The following is a 19,439-nucleotide window of genomic DNA, read 5'->3' as shown; positions in this document are numbered from 1 at the left end:
TTTCAACTGTTTTTAATCATTTAGTTTATTTATTATGTGCGCAGTAATTATTGAAAGAAGGGCTTCTTACTCCTTATTTATTGATAATTGTATGGGGCATTTTTTATGGCTTTAAACAGTTATTAAATGGCATTTTTAAGTAATGATTTTCTGTTATAATTCTTCTTTTGAAATGCCAGTTGAAGGTTAGTCGTTATCCCATTTTTAATGTGGACGGGTTAGCACTCTGATTTGGCTTATTGGTCGTCTTTCATTTTAATCTTGGTGTTTTATGCAAAATTTCCCTACAAACCGTTTCTCTATTGCTCCGATGTTGGATTGGACTGATCAATACTGCCGTTACTTTCATCGTTTGATGAGTAAAAATACCTTGTTGTACAGCGAGATGGTGACGACGGGTGCTATTTTGTATGGGAAAGGCGATTATTTACAGATGGATAATGCTGAACATCCGGTTTGTTTACAATTAGGGGGCTCTGCTCCGTTAGATTTAGCACAGGCTGCAAAAGCAGCTGCTGTTCGTGGTTTTGACGAGATTAACTTGAACGTAGGTTGCCCTTCAGATCGTGTTCAAAATGGACGTTTTGGTGCCTGTTTAATGGCGGAAGGGGCGTTAGTTGGTGATGCGGTTAAAGCGATGAAAGACGCTAGTGGTTTACCTGTTACAGTGAAAACCCGTATTGGTATTGATGATTTAGATTCTTATGAATTTTTATGTGACTTTGTTGAAAAAGTAAAATCGCAAGGTTGTGATACGTTTATTGTACATGCACGTAAAGCGTGGTTAAGTGGTTTAAGCCCTAAACAAAATCGTGATGTTCCACCTTTAGATTACGAACGTGTTTATCAATTAAAGCGAGACTTCCCTGAGTTAACGATTGCGATTAATGGTGGCATTAAAACACTTTCTGAATGCGAAACTCATTTACAGCATGTTGATGGAGTGATGTTAGGAAGAGAGATTTACGCGAACCCATACTTATTAAGTGGTGTTGACCAACAGCTATTTGGTTGTGATAAAATACCATTAACACGCTTTGAAGTATTAGAAAAAATGTACCCTTATATTGAGTCACAGTTAACTGATGGTGTACATTTGAATCGTGTTGCTCGACATATGTTAGGGTTATTTCAAGGGTTACCTGGTGCGCGTGCATGGCGACGTCATTTAAGTGAAAATGGTCATATACCAGGTTCAGGTATTGAAGTGATGCAAAAAGCAGCGTCATTTGTTAACGAAGAATAAGGTCATAAGATGAAAAAATGGTGTTTTTTATTCGTATTAGTCGGTATGCAACTTACCCTTGTTGGTTGTAGTACACAAACAACACCTGTAAAAGAAGTACAAGAACAGACTGAAACGAAGCGTTTAATGATTGTCAGTAGCGGTAATCCTTCTAAGGTATTACCTGCTTTTACTACTTACAGTTGGAGTGAAGAATACAATCAAGTTTTATCGAGTGTTGCAGGACAAAACCAACAAGAGTTGAAAAGCTATATACGCGATCAAATAAAAGCTTATTTAAGTACTAAAGGCTATGAATTTAAAGCAGATCCTAAACAAGCGAATGTAGTTTTTGGCTTTTTATTTGCGTTAGAAGATGCCATTGCTGATCGAACTATTCAAGAGCGTTTTGGTTTATTGCCCGGTTTAAGACGTGCTAAAGCGAGTGACCCTCGTTATGAAAAAGGCTCTTTATTATTAACGGTATTAGATAATCAACAAAAGACTATTTACTGGCGTTCAGCGGTACAAGGTTTTGTTGATTTAGAAAAAGATAAGGTAGAGTCTGATTCAACTCGGATGCAGGGGATTTTAAATATGATGCTGAAAGATTTTCCTGAAGCGGGTAAATAAGTAATAACTCATTTTTTCATGGTGTTTGTTAATAAAAACCACACAGTTGTGTGGTTTTTTTATGGGCCGTGTTTAGCATTTTTATTACAGTTTTTTAGTTGCGATATGGTTATTCAGTTGATATCCGCTATCTGATAAAAATGCTTGGGTTGCTAACAATTCAGCTTCTGCTACTTCTTCCAAGTTGTATTCAATATCAGTAATGCCTTCCGCCGTTAAAGACTTTTCTAGCTGTTTTAACAGGTTTTTACCGACACCACGACGACGAGTTAGATCTCTAATGGTTAATTGCGACAAGATTGCTTGAGTTGCGTTTATTTGCACTTTAACTGCACCAATATGACGTTCGTTAAACATCGTCATATAAAGTCGAGAGGTTTTTTGTGTTACAAGCTCAGCAAGTGCTTGCTCTGTTAATGATGCTTCAGGGAGGTAATTTGCGTAGATCTTTTGTAAATCTATAACCAGTTGTGTTGATAAGGTGTTGGCAATGAAAACGGATAATCGCATACAGTACTCACTATAATATTATTGAATTTTTGAGGTGGTTGTTAATGGATAAAGCAGGTTGTATTGTTTCTCTTGTTGATATTGTACTTTTTTATTTTCTAACATGACACGTTGTTTTTCTGGGATCAATTGACTTAATTTAACCAATTGAAAATCTTTGTTTGGTGCACCTAAGCGTTGCGATAAGTACTGCAATGTTTCAGGATAAGGGTGGCCAATAAGAATGGTATAGGGTGCTTTTAGACTATGCTCAATCGCTTGTTGAAACTGTTTGTCCATTGCTGCGGAAGTACGAATATTATCTAAAAATATATGTCTTCTTAATGACGGTAATCCAGCTGATACCGCGCTACTTTCTGCGACACTGTGCGCAGTGGTTAGACTATCAACAAAGAATAAACCACGTTTAGACAACAACTCCATTGTCCATTGCATAGGAATGATCTCTTCAGTCAGTTTACTGCCCATGTGATTATTAACACCAATCGCATAAGGAATATCGGCTAAACCATGGCTTAATACATGTTGAAAATATTGCTTCGTCATTTGTTCCATTAATGCGCCTTTCCCTAATAAATGATTGTGGGATTGAGCTTGCATTGGTATGTGCAGTATGACTTCTCTGTTTTGCTGGTGAGCGGCGTTAGCTATTTTTTGAGAGTAGGGTGTGAATGGCAAAATAGCAAAAGTAATAGGGTTAGGTAGTTTGGAAAATGATTGGTTATGGCGGTTATAGCCCATATCGTCAATGATAATGGCAATTTTTCCAATGGGTGTTGCTACTACTGTATTGACAGAACAACTCAATAGGCAAAAGCAGAGAAACGCTTTATTGAATAGATTAAAAAATTTTAGCACTTATTTTTTTCTCGTTAACCAACGTAATGGATCTTCTGCTTTGCCTTTATGGCTTAACTCGAAATATAAGCTTGTTCTTTCTTGACCACCACTGTGCCCAGCCAAGGCAATAGCATCACCTTGTAATACCACATCACCGGCTTTTTGTAACAACGTTTGATTGTAACCATATAAAGTGATGTAGTTATCACTGTGATCAAGTGCAATCACCATACCGTAACCTTTAAAGTAACCTGCAAATAAAACACGCCCTGTCGCAACGGCCCTTACTTTTTCACCTTCATTAGCAGCTATAGCAATTCCTTTCCATTTTACTTCGCTGCTGCGACTACGTGAGCTACCAAAACGATGTAAAACACTGCCACGTATCGGCCATTGTAATTTACCTTTTTGGCTGGCTAATTTAGAAAATGTATTCTCTTTCTTTTTTGCTTTTGATAAAAACTTTGTTTTTGCTTTCTTTTTATCTTCAAGCTCTTTAGCTGCTTGTGCTTTGGCTGCCGCTAATTCTTTTATCTTACGTTCTTTTGCTGCTTTTATCAGACGTTCACGTAGGGCCTTTTCTGAATTGCCGAGCTCTGCTAATTTTTGATTTTGATAATTGATATCTTTTCTTAATGAGCTTAATGCTTTGTTGCGTTTTATCTTTTGAGCGTTAACAGTATCTTGTCTTTGTTTTTGGTCTTTATACATTTTTTCTAATGCAGCGAGTGTTGCTGTTTGCTCTTTCTCATTACTGATCAGTTTTTGTTGTGTGGAATGTAAAGACTCTATACTTTCTAATCGTGCTTCATTGAGGTATTGATAATAGCTTTTCGCGCGGACGATTTTGCTTAGGTCTTCTTGATTTAGCATTAGTTTAATAAGGTCGTTTTGACCTGTCATATAAGCACTGACTAACTGTTGCTGCAATAATGATTGTTGTTTTAATTTATCTTCTTCGAGCTGTTCAGTGCTCTTCTTTAACGATACTAGCGCAGCACGCTTATTTTCGATGGTTTCTTTGGTTTCGTTGACTTGTTGAGACACTTTAGCAATGGCTTGTTCACTATCAGATAACTCTTCTTCAAGTAATCTTTGTTGTTTTTGTTTTTGCGCTTTAGTTTGCTTGCTCTCTTTTATTTGCTGTTGCAAATTATTCAGGTTAGCTGCTGAAACTTGAGTATTAAAAAGAGTCGCTATCAGAAAAGAAATACAGATTAATTGGCTTACACGCCCTAGCTTATTGAAAGAAAGTAGATTAAATGTCACTGTAATTTTCGACCTTATAAACGGAAACAATATTTTGAATTAAACCATCTATTAACTTAGCTATAGTAAGTTAATTATTAAGTTATCAATTAAGCAATGTTAAATATGACTTACAAACGTTAGAAAAGTTAGATAAAAATAATTGAGATTAAAGGACTATTGTATTAGATGAAAGAAAAAATTGTTGTGATTAAGTGAAAAGTCAGCCGAAAATAGTTCATCTTCATTTGAAAGGGAAATTTAGGTGCTCTATGTATGTATAGAGCACCTAAGATAAGTTAATTATTTAATAGTAATTAATGGCTTACCTGTCATCTGTTCTGGGATTTTCATGTCCATTAGCGATAACATGGTTGGTGCGATATCACACAAGCGACCACCTTCAGCCATTGTTGCTTCTCGGCCAACATAGATAAATGGTACTGGTAAGTTAGTATGCGCCGTATGGATGCCACCTGTTTCAGGATCAATCATTTGCTCTGCATTACCGTGATCAGCAGTGATTAAACATTCGCCGCCCACTTCTTTTAATGCACCTACAATTTCACCAATACACGCATCAACTGCTTCACATGCTTTAACTGCTGCTTCATAAACACCAGTATGGCCAACCATATCGCCATTCGGGTAGTTACAAATGATCACATCGTATTCGCTGCTCTTGATTGCACTGACTAGTTTCTCTGTTAATTCAACAGAACTCATTTCAGGTTGTAGGTCGTAAGTCGCTACTGCTGGAGAGCTGATTAGCGTACGGTGCTCACCAGAAAATTCATCTTCAACGCCACCGTTAAAGAAGAAAGTCACATGCGCGTATTTTTCAGTTTCAGAGATACGTAGCTGTGTTTTGTTTTCTTTCGATAACCATTCACCTAACGTATTCGTTAATTCTTCACTTGGGTAAGCTGCAGGCGCTGTAATATTCGCTGCATATTCAGTTAGTGTTACAAAATTTAGCTTAGGTGTTACTGCACGTTCAAAACCACTGAATTTTTCGTCAGTAAATGTGTAAGTGATTTCACGCGCTCGGTCAGCACGGAAGTTTAAGAACAAGACCGCATCACCATCTGACATTGGTGCTGCTTCGCCAATGACTGTCGCTTTTACAAATTCATCATTTTCGTCACGAGCGTAAGCGTTTTCAAGGCCGTCTAATGCACTTTCTGCTGTGTATTCTGATTTTGCTTCTGTTAATAGGCTGTAAGCTTGCTCAACACGATCCCAACGATTGTCACGATCCATTGCAAAGTAACGACCGATTAATGAAACCGTACGACCGACACCCATTTCTTTATATTTTTCTTCGAATTTAGCCAGTGTACCCGCTGCACTACGAGGTGGTGTATCACGGCCATCTAGGAAGGCATGTACGAATATTTTTTTCGCGCCGCGTTTTGCTGCTAGTTCTATTGCCGCTAAAATATGGTCATCGTGAGAATGAACGCCACCTGGTGAAGCTAGACCCATGATGTGAACTGCTTTATCAGCTGCAACGGCTTTATCTACCGCACCAACAAAGTTAGCATTTTCGAAAAAATCACCATCAGCAATAGATTTAGTCACTTTAGTTAGGTTTTGGTAAACAGTACGACCCGCACCAATATTAGTATGGCCTACTTCTGAGTTACCCATTTGACCGTCTGGTAAACCTACATCCATGCCCGAAGCTGAAATAAGACTGTTTGCATAATCTTTACATAGTTGGTCTAGAACAGGTGTTTTAGCATTTGATACTGCGTTATCTGGCATATCAGGACGGTAGCCCCATCCATCTAGAATTAATAGTACTAATGGTTTCTTAGGAGTTGTCATATTAAACCTCTTTATTGTTCAAATTATCTGCTGTTGATTTTACAACATTTGTGCGGCTTGTCACTGAAAAAGCCTAGTGTTAGATCAAAGCAAGTTGAAATAGACAAAAAAAAGACATTTTCATTTATTATTCTAAATCTCAAGGCTGATATTCTGTTTTCCACAGGGTATACTCAGACTCGAATTTATCCTTACAGAAGAAGAAAAAAGTTATGCAAGAGTATATTGATTTTGTTACTAACAACCCAATGCTTGCGATTGCTTGGGTAGTGATTGCTGCAATGTTAATTCATAGTGTAGTAAAAGCTAAATTAAGTAAAACAAACAACATTAACCCTCAGGAAGCGACGTTATTAATCAACAAACAAGATGCAGTTGTTGTTGACGTTCGTTCTGCTGACGAGTTTAAAAAAGGGCATATTGTTAATGCTAAAAATATAACTGTGTCACAAATCGACGAAGGAAAGTTTGCTGCTATTGAAAATGACAAACAGACCCCCATTATAGTTGTATGTGCAACAGGTACTCGTTCAGGTGGAGCAGGCGATAAATTAGCTAAAGCTGGATTTGAGCAAGTAAACAATCTTTTTTCAGGTATGAGTGGCTGGACGGCTGCGAACTTACCAACAACTAAGAAGTAATTATATTATGGCTACTATTACTATTTACACGACACCGTATTGCCCATATTGCATGCGTGCAAAGCAATTATTAGACAGCAAAGAAGTTGAATATCAAGAAATTGATGTGTCAGATCGTTCTCTTCGCCCTAATATGACAAAAATCACTGGCGGTACAACGGTTCCGCAAATTATCATTAATGATAAGCCGATAGGCGGTTGTGACGAGTTATACGCTTTAGAACGCGCTAATGAACTTGATAAACTATTAAGCTAATTTACTACGATTAAATATTTTTAACGATTAAGGGAAGATCATGCCAGAACAACAAGAAAAACAAGTAGAATTCAATATCCAACGTGTTTATGTTAAAGATATCTCTTTTGAATGCCCAAATTCACCAGAAATCTTCAAAAAAGAATGGGCTCCAGAAGTGAAAATGGACATCGATACACAATCTAAGAAATTAGAAGAAGGTGTATACGAAGTGACATTGTCATTAACAGCAACAGCTAGCGTTGAAGGCGAAGTTGCGTTCTTATGTGAAGTACAACAAGCAGGTATTTTCTCTGTTTCAGACCTTGAAGGTCCACAACTTGCTCATTGCTTAAATGCATTTTGTCCAAACATCTTATTCCCATACGCTCGTGAAGCCGTTTCTAGCTTAGTAACACGTGGTACTTTCCCACAGTTAAACTTAGCGCCTGTAAACTTTGATGCTTTATTCCAACAAGCAATGGCGAGTAAGCAAGCTGAAGTAGAAACACTAAACTCTTAATTAAGTCTTTTCTTAAATAGGTAATCTAATGGCTGAAAAAACTGCCATTACAGTATTAGGAGCAGGGTCATACGGCTCTGCTCTTGCTGTATCATTGGCTCGTAACGGACATAACACGTTAATTTGGGGTCACTCAGATGACCACATTAAACGCCTACAAACCGATCGTGAAAACAAAGCATTTCTACCAGGAGTCACATTTCCTGAACGCCTCCAACCTGAAAGTGATTTAGCAAAATGTATTGCCGCAACAGATACTATTTTGTTGGTGGTACCTAGCCATGTGTTTGGCTTGGTATTATCTCAAGTTAAGCCTTTATTGCGTCCAGAGCATCGTATTGCTTGGGCAACAAAAGGGTTAGAAGCTGAAACAGGCCGTTTATTACAAGAAGTAGCGAAAGATATCGTGGGTGACCATTATCCTCTTGCTGTTTTATCAGGCCCTACTTTCGCGATGGAAGTCGCTAAAGGCTTGCCTACAGCCGTTGCTGTGGCGGGTACTGATACTCACTTTACCCAACATATTGCTGACCTTTTCCATAATAATAGTAATTTTAGAACCTATATTTCGGAAGACTTCACTGCCGTACAATTAGGTGGTGCTGTTAAAAACGTGATTGCAATTGGCGCAGGTTTGGCTGATGGATTAGGGTTTGGTGCGAATGCTCGGACTGCTTTAATCACACGTGGTTTAGCGGAGTTAACACGATTAGGTGTCGCTTTAGGTGCTACGGAAGCTTCATTTATGGGGATGGCAGGTTTAGGTGATTTGGTCTTAACTTGTACAGATAATCAATCTCGTAACCGTCGTTTTGGTTTAGCATTAGGCTCTGGTAAGGGGATTGATGAAGCACAGGTTGAAATTGGCCAAGTGGTTGAAGGTTACCGTAATACTGAAGAAGTTTATAATCTTGCTAAACGCGTTAATATTGAAATGCCGATTTGTGAGCAAATATATTACGTGCTTTATCAAGGTAAAGCGGTAAAAGAAGCAGCGATGGACTTGTTATCACGCAGTAAGAAAGGCGAATAACATCTCGATTATTTAAGCGTTTAACTTTGGTTTTTAAAAGCTAGATACAAAAAAGGCCTCATTCGAGGCCTTTTTTAATTTAAACGATAAAGCTAATGCAAATTAAGCGTCTTGTAAGATGTTCAACATACGACGTAATGGCTCAGCTGCACCCCATAATAATTGGTCACCAACAGTGAACGCACTGATATATTCAGGTCCCATTGCTAGTTTACGGATACGACCAACAGGAATACTTAATGTACCGGTTACTTTTGCAGGAGAAAGCTCAGAAACCGTTGCTTCACGTTCATTTGGAATCACTTTAACCCACTCATTGTGAGAAGCTAAGATTTTCTCAATTTCAGCCACTGATACATCTTTTTTCAGTTTCATTGTGATTGCTTGGCTATGACAACGCATTGCACCAATTCGTACACATAGACCGTCAATTGGCGTTTGGTTATCAGACGTGCCTAAGATTTTGTTCGCTTCAACTTGTGCTTTCCACTCTTCTTTAGATTGACCAGAAGGCATTGGTACATCAATCCATGGGATCAAACTACCTGCTAATGGCGCACCAAATTGCTCAGTTGGTAATGCATCACTGCGAATGAATTCAGCGACTTTTTTATCTATTTCTAAAATAGCAGATGCAGGGTCTGCTAACTCGTCCGCTACTGATGATTCAATTGCACCCATTTGGCTAATTAGTTCACGCATATTACGTGCACCAGCACCTGATGCTGCTTGGTAAGTGTGTGGAGAAACCCACTCAATTAAGTCTGCTTCGAATAAACCACCTAATGCTAATAACATCAGTGAAACAGTACAGTTACCGCCAACGTAAGTTTTTACGCCGTCAGCTAAGCCTTGTTGAATCACATCTTTGTTGACAGGGTCTAATACGATAATGCTGTCGTCTTTCATGCGTAATGAAGAGGCTGCATCAATCCAGTAACCATTCCAACCGCTTGCACGTAGTGCAGGGTAAACAGAGTTAGTGTAATCGCCACCTTGACAGGTAATGATGATATCCATTTTTGCTAGATCTTCAATTGAAGAGGCATCTTTTAAGGTTTCGGTTTTTTTACCAATATCTGGAGAAGCTAGACCAACTTGTGAGGTGGTGAAAAATACAGGCTCAATCGTTGCAAAATCATTCTCTTCACGCATTCTTTGCATAAGAACAGATCCAACCATACCGCGCCAACCAACTAAACCCACTTTTTTCATGGTCTATATTTCCTTAAATTTGATAGTTTAAATAAAACGGTTAATCATTAACCGAACAGAGAATCTATCATTAGAGGCGTTATTAAGGCTAGTTATTTGATGGTTTGTAGGGGAAAAAGTGTAGAAACTTACCTTGATTGCTTAATTTTTATCAAATCATCAAGGTAAGTTATGATTGGTGTGCTGATAATGGCTAATATCAGCGACTAAATATGATGAACTATTTAGCGTTAAAGTCGTTTTTATTAGTCGTAAATTGTCGGAATAGGTTGGCGTTTATGCTGAGTACGTAGATAAATAGCAATGAGTTTATCTTCAATCTCTTTTGCAACTTCTTTACCTTCTAAGAAATCATCAATCTGATCGTAAGTCATGCCTAATGCAATTTCGTCTTCAAGCTGTGGCTGATCTTCTTCTAAATCTGCTGTCGGTGCTTTTTCGACTAATAGGCTAGGTGCGCCTAAGTGTTTTGCAAGTGATCTTACTTGGCGTTTATTTAAGCCAAATAAAGGCGCTAAATCACAGGCACCATCACCATGTTTAGTGTAGAAACCGGTAATGTTTTCTGCACTGTGATCGGTTCCAACAACCAAACCACCAGTTAATCCAGCAATTTCATATTGTGCAATCATACGCATTCGCGCTTTCACATTACCTTTTACAAAATCAAAGTTAGCATTCTCAGCCAATTTTACTTCGCTGTTTTGCAAAGCAGCGACGGTTGTTTCATGGATACCATCTGCGCCAGTTTGTACATTAACGGTGATGCAATTTGTTGGTTTAATAAAACTAACGGCTAGTTGTGCTTCATCTTCATCTTTCTGTACTGCGTAAGGTAAGCGTACCGCGACAAATTGATAGTCGTTAGTGCTTTCTTCTTGATTTAATTGGTCTATCGATAGCTGACATAGTCGCCCAGCTGTACTTGAGTCAACACCACCGCTAATACCTAATACTAATGTTTTGCAATAGGCTTTTTTTAGTGTGTTTTTAATAAAACTAATACGACGTTCAATTTCATTTTCTATATTGATGTCTGCTAAAACACACATCTCTTGTAGTATTTTTTGTTTCATGATGTTGTCCGTTAGTTTGAAGGTGAATGCATTGCTATTAATTATTATGCAAAAAAATAGCCATGTTTTATAGGAAAAACTCGTTTTAATTAACGAACCTTATCAACATCATCGATTTTTTTTAATCTACATTACCTTACAATAACTGCACTTAATTGGTGCGCGCGATCTTTTTGAGTGCTAAAGTAAAATATTAATAATTTTTATGTATTAGAATGATATGAAATTATGTTCATATTTTAGTTGATTTCATTGTTCGAGCCTTGTGCCGTTTGATATTTCAATTGTTTATTTATAACAATGACTTCTATGGCGACTCCTTTATTCTTGGCGTACTTATTGCTGCTATTATTCTATTAATAAAAAAGTGAATAAAAAGCACTATTGCTTAACAACATTATTCATTTCAATTTAAAAACAAAAAAAGGATTTTTTAAATGAAAAACAAATTCGGAAAACTCGTTACCGCCACTTCTTTCCTTGCCTTATCCGCAGGCTTTGCAAATGCAGGTACATTAGATGATATAAGTAAATCCGGTGAGTTAAGAGCCTGTTTTGATGCGGGTTATATGCCGTTTGAAATGAAAGCTAAAAATGGTAAGTTCATTGGTTTTGATATCGATTTAGGTAAATTGATGGCGAAGAAAATGGGGGTTAAGTATGTACCAGTAAATACCGCATGGGATGGTATTATTCCTGCATTATTAACGGGTAAATGTGACATTATAATGGCTGGTATGACTGTGAATGCAAAACGCAATATGCGTGTTAACTTTGCTGACCCTTATATCGTCGTTGGTCAATCTATCTTATTGAATCCAAAGCATAAAGATAAAGTGCTTAGCTATAAAGATTTAAACAGCCCTGAGTATACTATTGCTGCTAAATTAGGCACGTCAGGCGAGCAAGCTATTAAAAGAATGCTGTCAAAAGCCTCTTACAATGCCTTTGAAACACAAACAGATGCAGCACTTGAAGTGGTTAACGGTAAAGCTGATGCAATGATTTACGATATGCCATATATCTCAATTTATGCAGCGCAGTCAGAAGGGAAAACAACGGCAATCCTTGAACCATTTACTTATGAGCCATTAGGTTGGGCTGTTAAGCAAGGCGATCCAGATATCTTAAATTTTCTTAATAACTTCTTAAGACAAACTAAAGGCGATGGTGACTACCAACGTATTTATGATAAATGGTTTAAAAGCGATACTTGGTTAAGCCAAGTTCAGTAATTTCTTTTAAGTAAACCCTTTAAAGCCAGAGCCTATCTCTGGTTTTTGTTTTTCTGTTACCGGTGAATTTAATGAACGAAAAATCTAATAAATTCAAATGGCATCTGCTATTTATTTTTACGATTGGTCTACTTGCTGCAGGTATTTATTCTGCATCGCAAAGTATTAATTATAAATGGCAATGGCATCTTGTATGGCCGTATATTGTTGATACAGCGCCTATTGATATTATTGCCCAAAGTGATGCAAGTGCAGCGATTAATGCTGAGGGAGAGATCACCTTAATTTATGATAATGGGGACCCTGACACTATCATTACTAACGCAAGTGAAGTGCTTGTTTATGATGGTGATTTAATTTTTGAAGGTGATCTTGTTGCGCGTTCTGAAAGTATAAAAAGTGGCCTTTTAATTGACGGCTTATATATGACGTTGAAGATTTCAGTGATCTCACTGTTTTTCTCCATTGTGATTGGCTTGATGACAGCTTTAATGCGTATTTCAGATAATCCATTTAGTAAAAACCTCTCCATTTTATACATAGAAGTTATTCGAGGGACGCCTTTATTGGTGCAAATATTCATCGTTTACTTTTTCTTAGGCACTATTTTTGATTTAGAGCGATTTACGGCAGGTGTTGTTGCTTTATCTGTCTTTACAGGGGCTTATGTGGCTGAGATTTTACGTTCTGGTATTCAGTCTATTTCTGCTGGGCAGATGGAAGCCGCTCGATCTTTAGGGATGACTTACCCTAAAGCGATGATGTATGTGATTTTACCGCAAGCATTCAAACGCACACTGCCACCAATGGCTGGACAATTAATTAATTTAATTAAAGACTCCTCATTAGTGTCGGTTATTTCAATTACAGATCTAACCAAAGCCGGGCGAGAAGTAGTGAGTGGTAGCTTTGCTACTTTTGAGGTTTGGTTTACGGTTGCTGCGTTATATTTATTATTAACATCAACTTTATCTTGGGCTATTCAGCGTATTGAAAAGAGGTTAGCGACTAATGACTAATAAGAAAAAGTATGAAGGTAACGATATGATTGTGACCGTCGATGTTGATAAAATTTATCCTAATGGTTGTCATGCATTAAAAAAAGTAACGACCAATATTCAACGTGGTGAAGTGGTTGTGATTATTGGTCCTTCGGGTTCAGGTAAATCCACCTACTTACGTACTTTAAATCAATTAGAAACTATCACGAGCGGTGAAATTATAGTTGATGGTGTGAAAATGTACGGCGGAGAAACAAATATTAATAAGTTAAGAGAAAATATCGGTATGGTATTTCAATCGTTTAACTTATTTCCGCATCTCTCAGTGAAAGAAAATGTCATGTTGGCACCATTGAAAGTAACGGGTCGAAGTAAAGCAGAGGTGATTTTAGAAGCTGAAGCATTATTAACACGTGTTGGACTTGCTGAGAAAATGGATATTTACCCAAGTCACCTTTCTGGTGGGCAACAGCAAAGGGTAGCGATTGCCAGAGCCTTAGCAATGAAACCAGATATGATGTTATTTGATGAGCCGACGTCAGCGCTTGATCCTGAAATGGTAGGTGAAGTCTTGGATGTAATGAAGTCATTGGCAGCTGAAGGTATGACGATGGTGGTGGTGACGCATGAAATGGGCTTTGCAAATGAGGTCGCAGACCGTGTTATCTTTATGGAAGATGGCGCATTATTGGTTGATGACATTCCAGAGAATATTTTTGGTAAAGTTGCAAATCACCCAAGGCTACAAAAATTCCTCTCTAATATTTTATAACTCATTTTATTCAATTATTTTTAAAGGGGAATGGCTTGAGTTCAGGAATACGTTTCTGTGGTCATGACCCCTTTTAACTTCTATATTCTTTATTCAAACCTGTTAATTTTATTTTCTTATACGTTCTTAGTTGAAATTCAGCTAAAATAGATGTTTTATTATTCCGTTTATTAAGGTTTCAATTATGTCTTTAAGTGTTGTTATTCTTGCCGCTGGTAAAGGTACCCGTATGCGCTCTCTTTTACCTAAGGTACTACATAAAATTGCAGACAAGCCGATGGTGCAACATGTTATCGATACTGTGAAAAGGATTGGCGCTGACAACATCCACTTAATTTATGGGCATGGTGGCGACATCATGAAGCAAAATATTGCTGATAGTCGTTTAAATTGGATTGAGCAAACTGAACAATTGGGTACTGGACATGCAATGCAAATTGCACAACCTCACTTTAAAGCAGATGAAAAAATCTTAATGGTTTACGGTGATGTCCCTTTATTATCAGCGACTACGTTAGAGAAGTTAATTGCAGTACAACCAGAAGGCGGTATTGGATTGTTAACCATTACGTTAGACGATCCTACAGGTTATGGTCGTATAGAACGTCTTGACGGTAAAGTCGTAGGCATAGTTGAACAAAAAGATTCAAACCCAGCGCAGTTAGCGATTAAAGAAGTGAATACGGGCATTCTTGTGGCAAATGCTAACGATTTAAACCGTTGGTTACCTGCGTTATCTAATGATAATGCGGCTGGTGAATACTATATTACTGACATTATTAAAATGGCACATGAAGCGGGTTGTTCTATTGAAACGGTTCAGCCTGAAAATGCGTTTGAAGTTGAAGGTGTGAATAACCGTTTACAACTTGCTAATTTAGAACGCGCTTTTCAGTTACAAAATGCTAATAATTTATTATTAGATGGCGTGATGTTACGTGACCCAACTCGTTTTGATTTACGTGGTGAATTAACGTGTGGTCAAGATGTTGATATCGATATCAACGTTATCATCGAAGGTAAAGTGACGTTAGGTTATGGAGTTAAAATTGGTGCGGGTTGTATTCTAAAGAACTGTGACATTGCTGATAATACTGAAATTAAAGCAAACTCTATTATTGAAGGTGCCAGTATTGGTGAAAACGCTTCGATAGGTCCTTTCGCACGGCTTCGCCCTGATACTATTATTGCTAACGAAGTGCATATTGGTAACTTTGTTGAAGTGAAAAAATCAACGTTAGGCGTTGGCACTAAATGCGGACACTTAAGTTATATTGGCGATAGCCAAGTGGGTAGTGGCGTTAATATTGGTGCTGGTGTGATCACATGTAATTACGATGGTGTTAACAAGCATCAAACCATTATTGGTAATGATGTATTTTTGGGGAGTGATTGCCAAATTATCGCACCTGTGACGATTGGTAATGGTGCAACAACAGGTGCAGGAACAACAATTGTAACGGATGTACCCGATAATACATTATGTGTGTCACGTACTAAGCAACGTAATGTTGAAGGTTGGACTCGTCCAGTTAAGAAAAAATAAAGCTAAATTTTTTAGTAAGATATTTATAAGGTCGGTAACTTAGGTTATCGGCCTTTTTTATTGCTGACTAATACTCCTGTGTGCTTTTGATTACTTAGTCATTGAAACAATTAATGACGATTATTAATACTTTTTCTGTTGATGTGTTTATACAGTCGTAGTCATATCAATCACAGTAAATATCTCAGCTATTTTGATAGTTACCCGTTCACTTCATTGTTGTAAGTTATTTTATAAAATAATCGGTTACATTGTTTTTAGTCTTGATTTTCTTCTGTTTAAAGTTCAGAGAATGGAGCTATATGAAATAAGTATCCATTGTTTTTAATCGTGTTTTGAAGTGCAGGTGTTGTAGAGCGTGGCATCGAGAAATTAGCAAGGCTTAAATAATAGATATAAAAAAAGGAGGCGAGGCCTCCTTGATATAAAGTCTTATTTAAATTTAGACTTTTTTAAGGTTTAATGGACGTTTACATACTTGCACACTGCGAAGATGCGCTAATGTGTTTTCCGGCATACCTTTTGGTAATTCAATGGTTGAGTGATCGTCATTTAGACGGATATCACCAATGAAGCGGCTATTGATATTTGCTTCATTTGCAATGGCACCTACGATGTTTTTAACTTGAACACCGTGCTCACGACCAACATCTAAACGGAACATTTCAAGTTCAACGTCAGTAGGACGTCCGCGACCACGTGGTTTATCACCATCGCGTTCGTTACGATCATTGTTACGAGAGCGATCTGGACGATCTCCACGTGAACGGTCATTACGATCGTTGCGGTCACGACGAGGGCGATCACTACGTTCGTTGCGATCATTACTGCGTGGCTCAACAAATTTTTCTTCAACAGGTTGTAATGGTTTTTCTTTTTGAGCCATTAATAACAATGCTGCACCGATATCTGATTCATCGATTTCAGAATTATTTTTAATTTGTTCAAATAAAGTGCGGAAGAAAGTTAAATCTTCACTTTCACAAGTTGAAAATAATGTTTTTTGGAAGTTATCAATACGTGTTTGTGTTACTTCATCACGTGTTGGTAAGTCCATAATTGTAATTGGTTGGCGAGTAGCACGTTCAATTGCTTGTAATAAACGACGCTCACGTGGTGCTGCAAATAAGATTGCTTTACCAGTACGGCCAGCACGACCAGTACGACCGATACGGTGAACATAAGATTCAGTATCTGTTGGGATGTCGTAGTTAACTACTAAGCTAATACGTTCAACGTCTAGACCACGTGCAGCAACATCTGTTGCTACTAGGATATCTAAGCCACCTGATTTAAGGCGTGCGATAGTACGCTCACGTGTTTGTTGATTCATATCACCGTTTAGTGCTGCACTGCGGTAACCACGTGCTTCTAAACGTTCTGCTAATTCAACGGTTGCTGTTTTAGTACGAGCAAAGATGATTACGCCGTCAAACTCTTCAGTTTCTAACATACGTGTTAATGCATCTAGCTTGTTAACACCACGTACGATCCAACATTTTTGTTCAATGTTTGAAACAGTAGATGTTTTAGCTTTTATTTTAACTTCTGTTGGGTTGTTCATGTAACGTTTAGTAATACGTTTAATTTGATCTGGCATTGTTGCAGAGAAAAGCGCAGTTTGGTGCTTTTCAGGCATTTCTTTCATGATCGTTTCAACGTCGTCAATGAAACCCATACGTAACATTTCATCAGCTTCATCAAGTACTAATGTTTTTAGATTTGATAAATCTAATGTTTTACGTTTCAAGTGGTCCATGATGCGACCAGGCGTACCAACAACAACGTGTGGACCACGTGTCAATTGTTTGAATTGGATGTTGTAGCTTTGACCACCGTAAATAGGCATAACGTGGAAACCACGCATGTGACGAGAATACGATTGAAATGCTTCTGCTACTTGAATCGCTAATTCACGTGTTGGTGCTAATACCAATACTTGTGGGTGGTTTTTGCTAAGATCGATATTTGCTAATAAAGGAAGTGCAAATGCACCTGTTTTACCCGTACCAGTTTGTGCAAGACCTAAAACATCTTCGCCTCTTAATAGGTGAGGAATTGTTTGTGCTTGTATCGGAGATGGTGTTTCGTAACCCATTTCTGATACAACTTGAACTAATGCTTCTGGTAAGTTTAAATCTTTAAAAGTTGGTCCTGCGACTTGTTCTACTACTTGTGTGTTTTGTGACTCTGACATAGTGGCCTCATGAGTTTATAAAATGCTGCACATTACTCGAATGTGCGTTAAATTCAGCCTATACCTACATCAGTTTAACAAGTTAAATGCCGTTAAACATGTCCATTAATTTATTGCGAAATCAATCGCGTAGTAGGTTTACTCTGAATATTATGCTTCGCTTTAGATGGATCCGTGTGCGAGGGAGGCGCATTTTACTGTATTTGTGTATAAAATGCTCGCTTTATTTTGACAAACCGCACGTTTTTTATGAATTAACTGCTGTATAGGAGTATTAAATACAATAATTTTATTGTGGTTTTTATATTTAGAGGTGCGCTTGATTTTTCTTTTATTTAATTTGCCATCAAAGTAGGTTATAAAGACAACGTTTTAAATCATACGGATAGGTGGAAAAGTGAGATTAGCATCACATAAGTTATCGATAGCACAAGGTGTTGCTATGCTGGTTTCTGCATTATTAGGCTCAGGTGTCTTTATTATTCCTGCCATTGCTGCACAAATTGCAGGAAGTTGGTCCTTGTTAGCATGGGCAATCATGGGCGTTCTCATTGTACCGATTGTTTTTACCTTCGCACAATTAGGTAAATTTTATCCCAATGCAGGTGGTACCGCTTATTTTGTGCAACAAGCATTTGGTGAGCGTAGTGCAAGGTTAGTCAGTTGGTTATTTATTTGGGTAGTGGCCTTAGGCACGCCTGTGATCACCATGACCGCATCTAACTTTTTGCAGAATGCATTAATAGAAGTAGGGCTTATCTCGAGTGAAACTGATTTTAGATTAATTATTGCGGTTGTCATTTTGTCTCTAGTATTAATGATTAATCTGTTGGGGCTAAAAACGGCGGCGATTATTCAATCTGTACTCAGCGTCGTTATTGTCAGCACCTTGTTGTTTTCTTCAATTGAGACTCAATTCACTCATTCATTACTGTTACCAGACACTCTATTTAATATAAGTGATATTGCATTAGCTGCGACTTTTATCCTTTGGTGCTTTTTAGGTATTGAAGCCATTACACATATTGCAGATGACTTTGAACACCCTGAGCGAGATTTTCCATTAACTATTTTTATCGGTATTACTATTACCTTAGTTGTTTATGGGTTGATCAGTCTTAGCTTATTGCAAATGGGCTTTTATGGCGATCAAGAGAAAAATCTTAATTCTGTTGTACATTTAGTTGAAGCGAGCTTGGGTAATAAAGGATATATCCTAGTGAATTTAGTGGGCTTCTGTACTTGTTTTATTTCTATTAGCTTATACTTTGTTGGTTTCTCTCGTTTATTACAAAGCATGGCCAAACAGCAGCAAATTCATTCTAATCTTAGTCGTGTAAATAAACATAATGTTGCTTATTGGGGGTTAGGTTTTTCAGTGACGCTTTGTTGTATTGTGTTGTTGGTTAGCCAATCTATCCATGTCCCATTAGAAAACTTAATTGCTTATGCTAACGGTTTGTTTATTTTAATTTATCTAGCCGCGGGTATTGCGGGTGTGGTGTTATTAAAAGGAAGAGGGAAGTGGATGGCGGTAATTGCTAGTGTGACTTGCTTCGTGCTATTTATAGCGTTAGGTAAAGAGATGATATTTGCACTGATATTAGTCTCAGCATTAGCAATATATTATGCGGCTATTTATAAATCAAACAACCGCATCAAAGCAAGCTAAGGGA

18 protein-coding genes are annotated in these 19,439 nt (G+C 37.7%); 11 read left to right on the top strand and 7 right to left on the bottom strand.

The window, feature by feature from the left end; translation table 11 throughout:
* The first annotated feature begins 271 nt into the window (after nucleotides 1–271).
* Together dusA and V6255_RS05545 are read left to right on the top strand one after the other, a co-directional pair.
* Nucleotides 272–1,246, top strand: coding sequence for a tRNA dihydrouridine(20/20a) synthase DusA (dusA, locus tag V6255_RS05550; protein WP_341627247.1), 975 nt, complete (start codon nucleotides 272–274; stop codon nucleotides 1,244–1,246).
* Between the two features lie 9 nt (nucleotides 1,247–1,255).
* On the top strand, nucleotides 1,256–1,858 hold the full coding sequence (locus tag V6255_RS05545) for a DUF4136 domain-containing protein (protein WP_341627246.1): 603 nt from the start codon (nucleotides 1,256–1,258) through the stop codon (nucleotides 1,856–1,858).
* A gap of 84 nt (nucleotides 1,859–1,942) precedes the next feature.
* On the opposite strand, the gene panM is transcribed toward V6255_RS05545, so the two are convergent.
* The 4 genes from panM to gpmM all read right to left on the bottom strand — a co-directional run bounded on the left by panM (nucleotide 1,943) and on the right by gpmM (nucleotide 6,289).
* Nucleotides 1,943–2,368 (bottom strand): aspartate 1-decarboxylase autocleavage activator PanM, encoded by a 426-nt coding sequence (panM, locus tag V6255_RS05540; RefSeq protein WP_341627245.1) that lies wholly within the window; start codon nucleotides 2,366–2,368, stop codon nucleotides 1,943–1,945.
* Nucleotides 2,369–2,386: 18 nt separating this feature from the next.
* Nucleotides 2,387–3,175, bottom strand: a complete 789-nt coding sequence (locus V6255_RS05535) for a divergent polysaccharide deacetylase family protein (protein WP_341627244.1) — start codon at nucleotides 3,173–3,175, stop codon at nucleotides 2,387–2,389.
* Between the two features lie 51 nt (nucleotides 3,176–3,226).
* Complete coding sequence (locus V6255_RS05530) at nucleotides 3,227–4,477, bottom strand: murein hydrolase activator EnvC family protein (protein WP_341627243.1); 1,251 nt, start codon at nucleotides 4,475–4,477, stop codon at nucleotides 3,227–3,229.
* A 282-nt stretch (nucleotides 4,478–4,759) separates the two neighbouring features.
* On the bottom strand, nucleotides 4,760–6,289 hold the full coding sequence (gpmM, locus tag V6255_RS05525; RefSeq protein WP_341627242.1) for a 2,3-bisphosphoglycerate-independent phosphoglycerate mutase: 1,530 nt from the start codon (nucleotides 6,287–6,289) through the stop codon (nucleotides 4,760–4,762).
* 212 nt (nucleotides 6,290–6,501) lie between these two features.
* Here gpmM and V6255_RS05520 point away from each other — a divergent pair, with 212 nt between their 5' ends.
* From V6255_RS05520 to gpsA, 4 genes are read left to right on the top strand one after another with little or no spacing between them, the layout of a single operon-like run.
* Nucleotides 6,502–6,930: a rhodanese-like domain-containing protein gene (locus V6255_RS05520; RefSeq protein ID WP_341627241.1), complete on the top strand. Its 429-nt coding sequence runs from the start codon at nucleotides 6,502–6,504 to the stop codon at nucleotides 6,928–6,930.
* Nucleotides 6,931–6,937: 7 nt separating this feature from the next.
* Complete coding sequence (gene grxC, locus V6255_RS05515) at nucleotides 6,938–7,186, top strand: glutaredoxin 3 (RefSeq protein WP_025563744.1); 249 nt, start codon at nucleotides 6,938–6,940, stop codon at nucleotides 7,184–7,186.
* Nucleotides 7,187–7,226: 40 nt separating this feature from the next.
* Nucleotides 7,227–7,688, top strand: a complete 462-nt coding sequence (secB, locus tag V6255_RS05510) for a protein-export chaperone SecB (protein ID WP_025563746.1) — start codon at nucleotides 7,227–7,229, stop codon at nucleotides 7,686–7,688.
* Nucleotides 7,689–7,716: 28 nt separating this feature from the next.
* Nucleotides 7,717–8,721, top strand: a complete 1,005-nt coding sequence (gpsA, locus tag V6255_RS05505; protein WP_341627240.1) for an NAD(P)H-dependent glycerol-3-phosphate dehydrogenase — start codon at nucleotides 7,717–7,719, stop codon at nucleotides 8,719–8,721.
* 102 nt (nucleotides 8,722–8,823) lie between these two features.
* On the opposite strand, the gene asd is transcribed toward gpsA, so the two are convergent.
* Together asd and nadE are read right to left on the bottom strand one after the other, a co-directional pair.
* Complete coding sequence (asd, locus tag V6255_RS05500; protein WP_025564995.1) at nucleotides 8,824–9,936, bottom strand: aspartate-semialdehyde dehydrogenase; 1,113 nt, start codon at nucleotides 9,934–9,936, stop codon at nucleotides 8,824–8,826.
* Between the two features lie 245 nt (nucleotides 9,937–10,181).
* A complete protein-coding gene (nadE, locus tag V6255_RS05495; protein ID WP_341627239.1) occupies nucleotides 10,182–11,012 on the bottom strand; it encodes an ammonia-dependent NAD(+) synthetase in 831 nt (276 codons plus the stop codon).
* Nucleotides 11,013–11,449: 437 nt separating this feature from the next.
* Between nadE and V6255_RS05490 the strand changes: the two genes are divergently transcribed.
* From V6255_RS05490 to glmU, 4 genes are all read left to right on the top strand, one after another.
* Nucleotides 11,450–12,247 (top strand): transporter substrate-binding domain-containing protein, encoded by a 798-nt coding sequence (locus V6255_RS05490; RefSeq protein ID WP_341627238.1) that lies wholly within the window; start codon nucleotides 11,450–11,452, stop codon nucleotides 12,245–12,247.
* A 71-nt stretch (nucleotides 12,248–12,318) separates the two neighbouring features.
* The gene (locus V6255_RS05485; RefSeq protein ID WP_341627237.1) at nucleotides 12,319–13,266 is read left to right on the top strand and encodes an amino acid ABC transporter permease; all 948 of its coding nucleotides are present in this window, start codon (nucleotides 12,319–12,321) and stop codon (nucleotides 13,264–13,266) included.
* Between the two features lie 25 nt (nucleotides 13,267–13,291).
* The gene (locus V6255_RS05480) at nucleotides 13,292–14,020 is read left to right on the top strand and encodes an amino acid ABC transporter ATP-binding protein (RefSeq protein ID WP_298942211.1); all 729 of its coding nucleotides are present in this window, start codon (nucleotides 13,292–13,294) and stop codon (nucleotides 14,018–14,020) included.
* 184 nt (nucleotides 14,021–14,204) lie between these two features.
* Nucleotides 14,205–15,566, top strand: a complete 1,362-nt coding sequence (glmU, locus tag V6255_RS05475; RefSeq protein WP_341627236.1) for a bifunctional UDP-N-acetylglucosamine diphosphorylase/glucosamine-1-phosphate N-acetyltransferase GlmU — start codon at nucleotides 14,205–14,207, stop codon at nucleotides 15,564–15,566.
* 442 nt (nucleotides 15,567–16,008) lie between these two features.
* Here the strand turns inward: glmU and V6255_RS05470 are convergent, their stop codons facing one another.
* A complete protein-coding gene (locus V6255_RS05470) occupies nucleotides 16,009–17,763 on the bottom strand; it encodes a DEAD/DEAH box helicase (RefSeq protein WP_341627235.1) in 1,755 nt (584 codons plus the stop codon).
* Nucleotides 17,764–18,160: 397 nt separating this feature from the next.
* Here V6255_RS05470 and yjeH point away from each other — a divergent pair, with 397 nt between their 5' ends.
* Nucleotides 18,161–19,435 (top strand): L-methionine/branched-chain amino acid transporter, encoded by a 1,275-nt coding sequence (gene yjeH, locus V6255_RS05465; protein ID WP_341627234.1) that lies wholly within the window; start codon nucleotides 18,161–18,163, stop codon nucleotides 19,433–19,435.
* Nucleotides 19,436–19,439 lie beyond the last annotated feature (4 nt).

Source organism: Psychromonas arctica, assembly GCF_038155225.1.
GTDB classification, from domain to species: domain Bacteria; phylum Pseudomonadota; class Gammaproteobacteria; order Enterobacterales; family Psychromonadaceae; genus Psychromonas; species Psychromonas arctica_B.
This window is presented reverse-complemented; position numbering and strand designations above follow the sequence as displayed.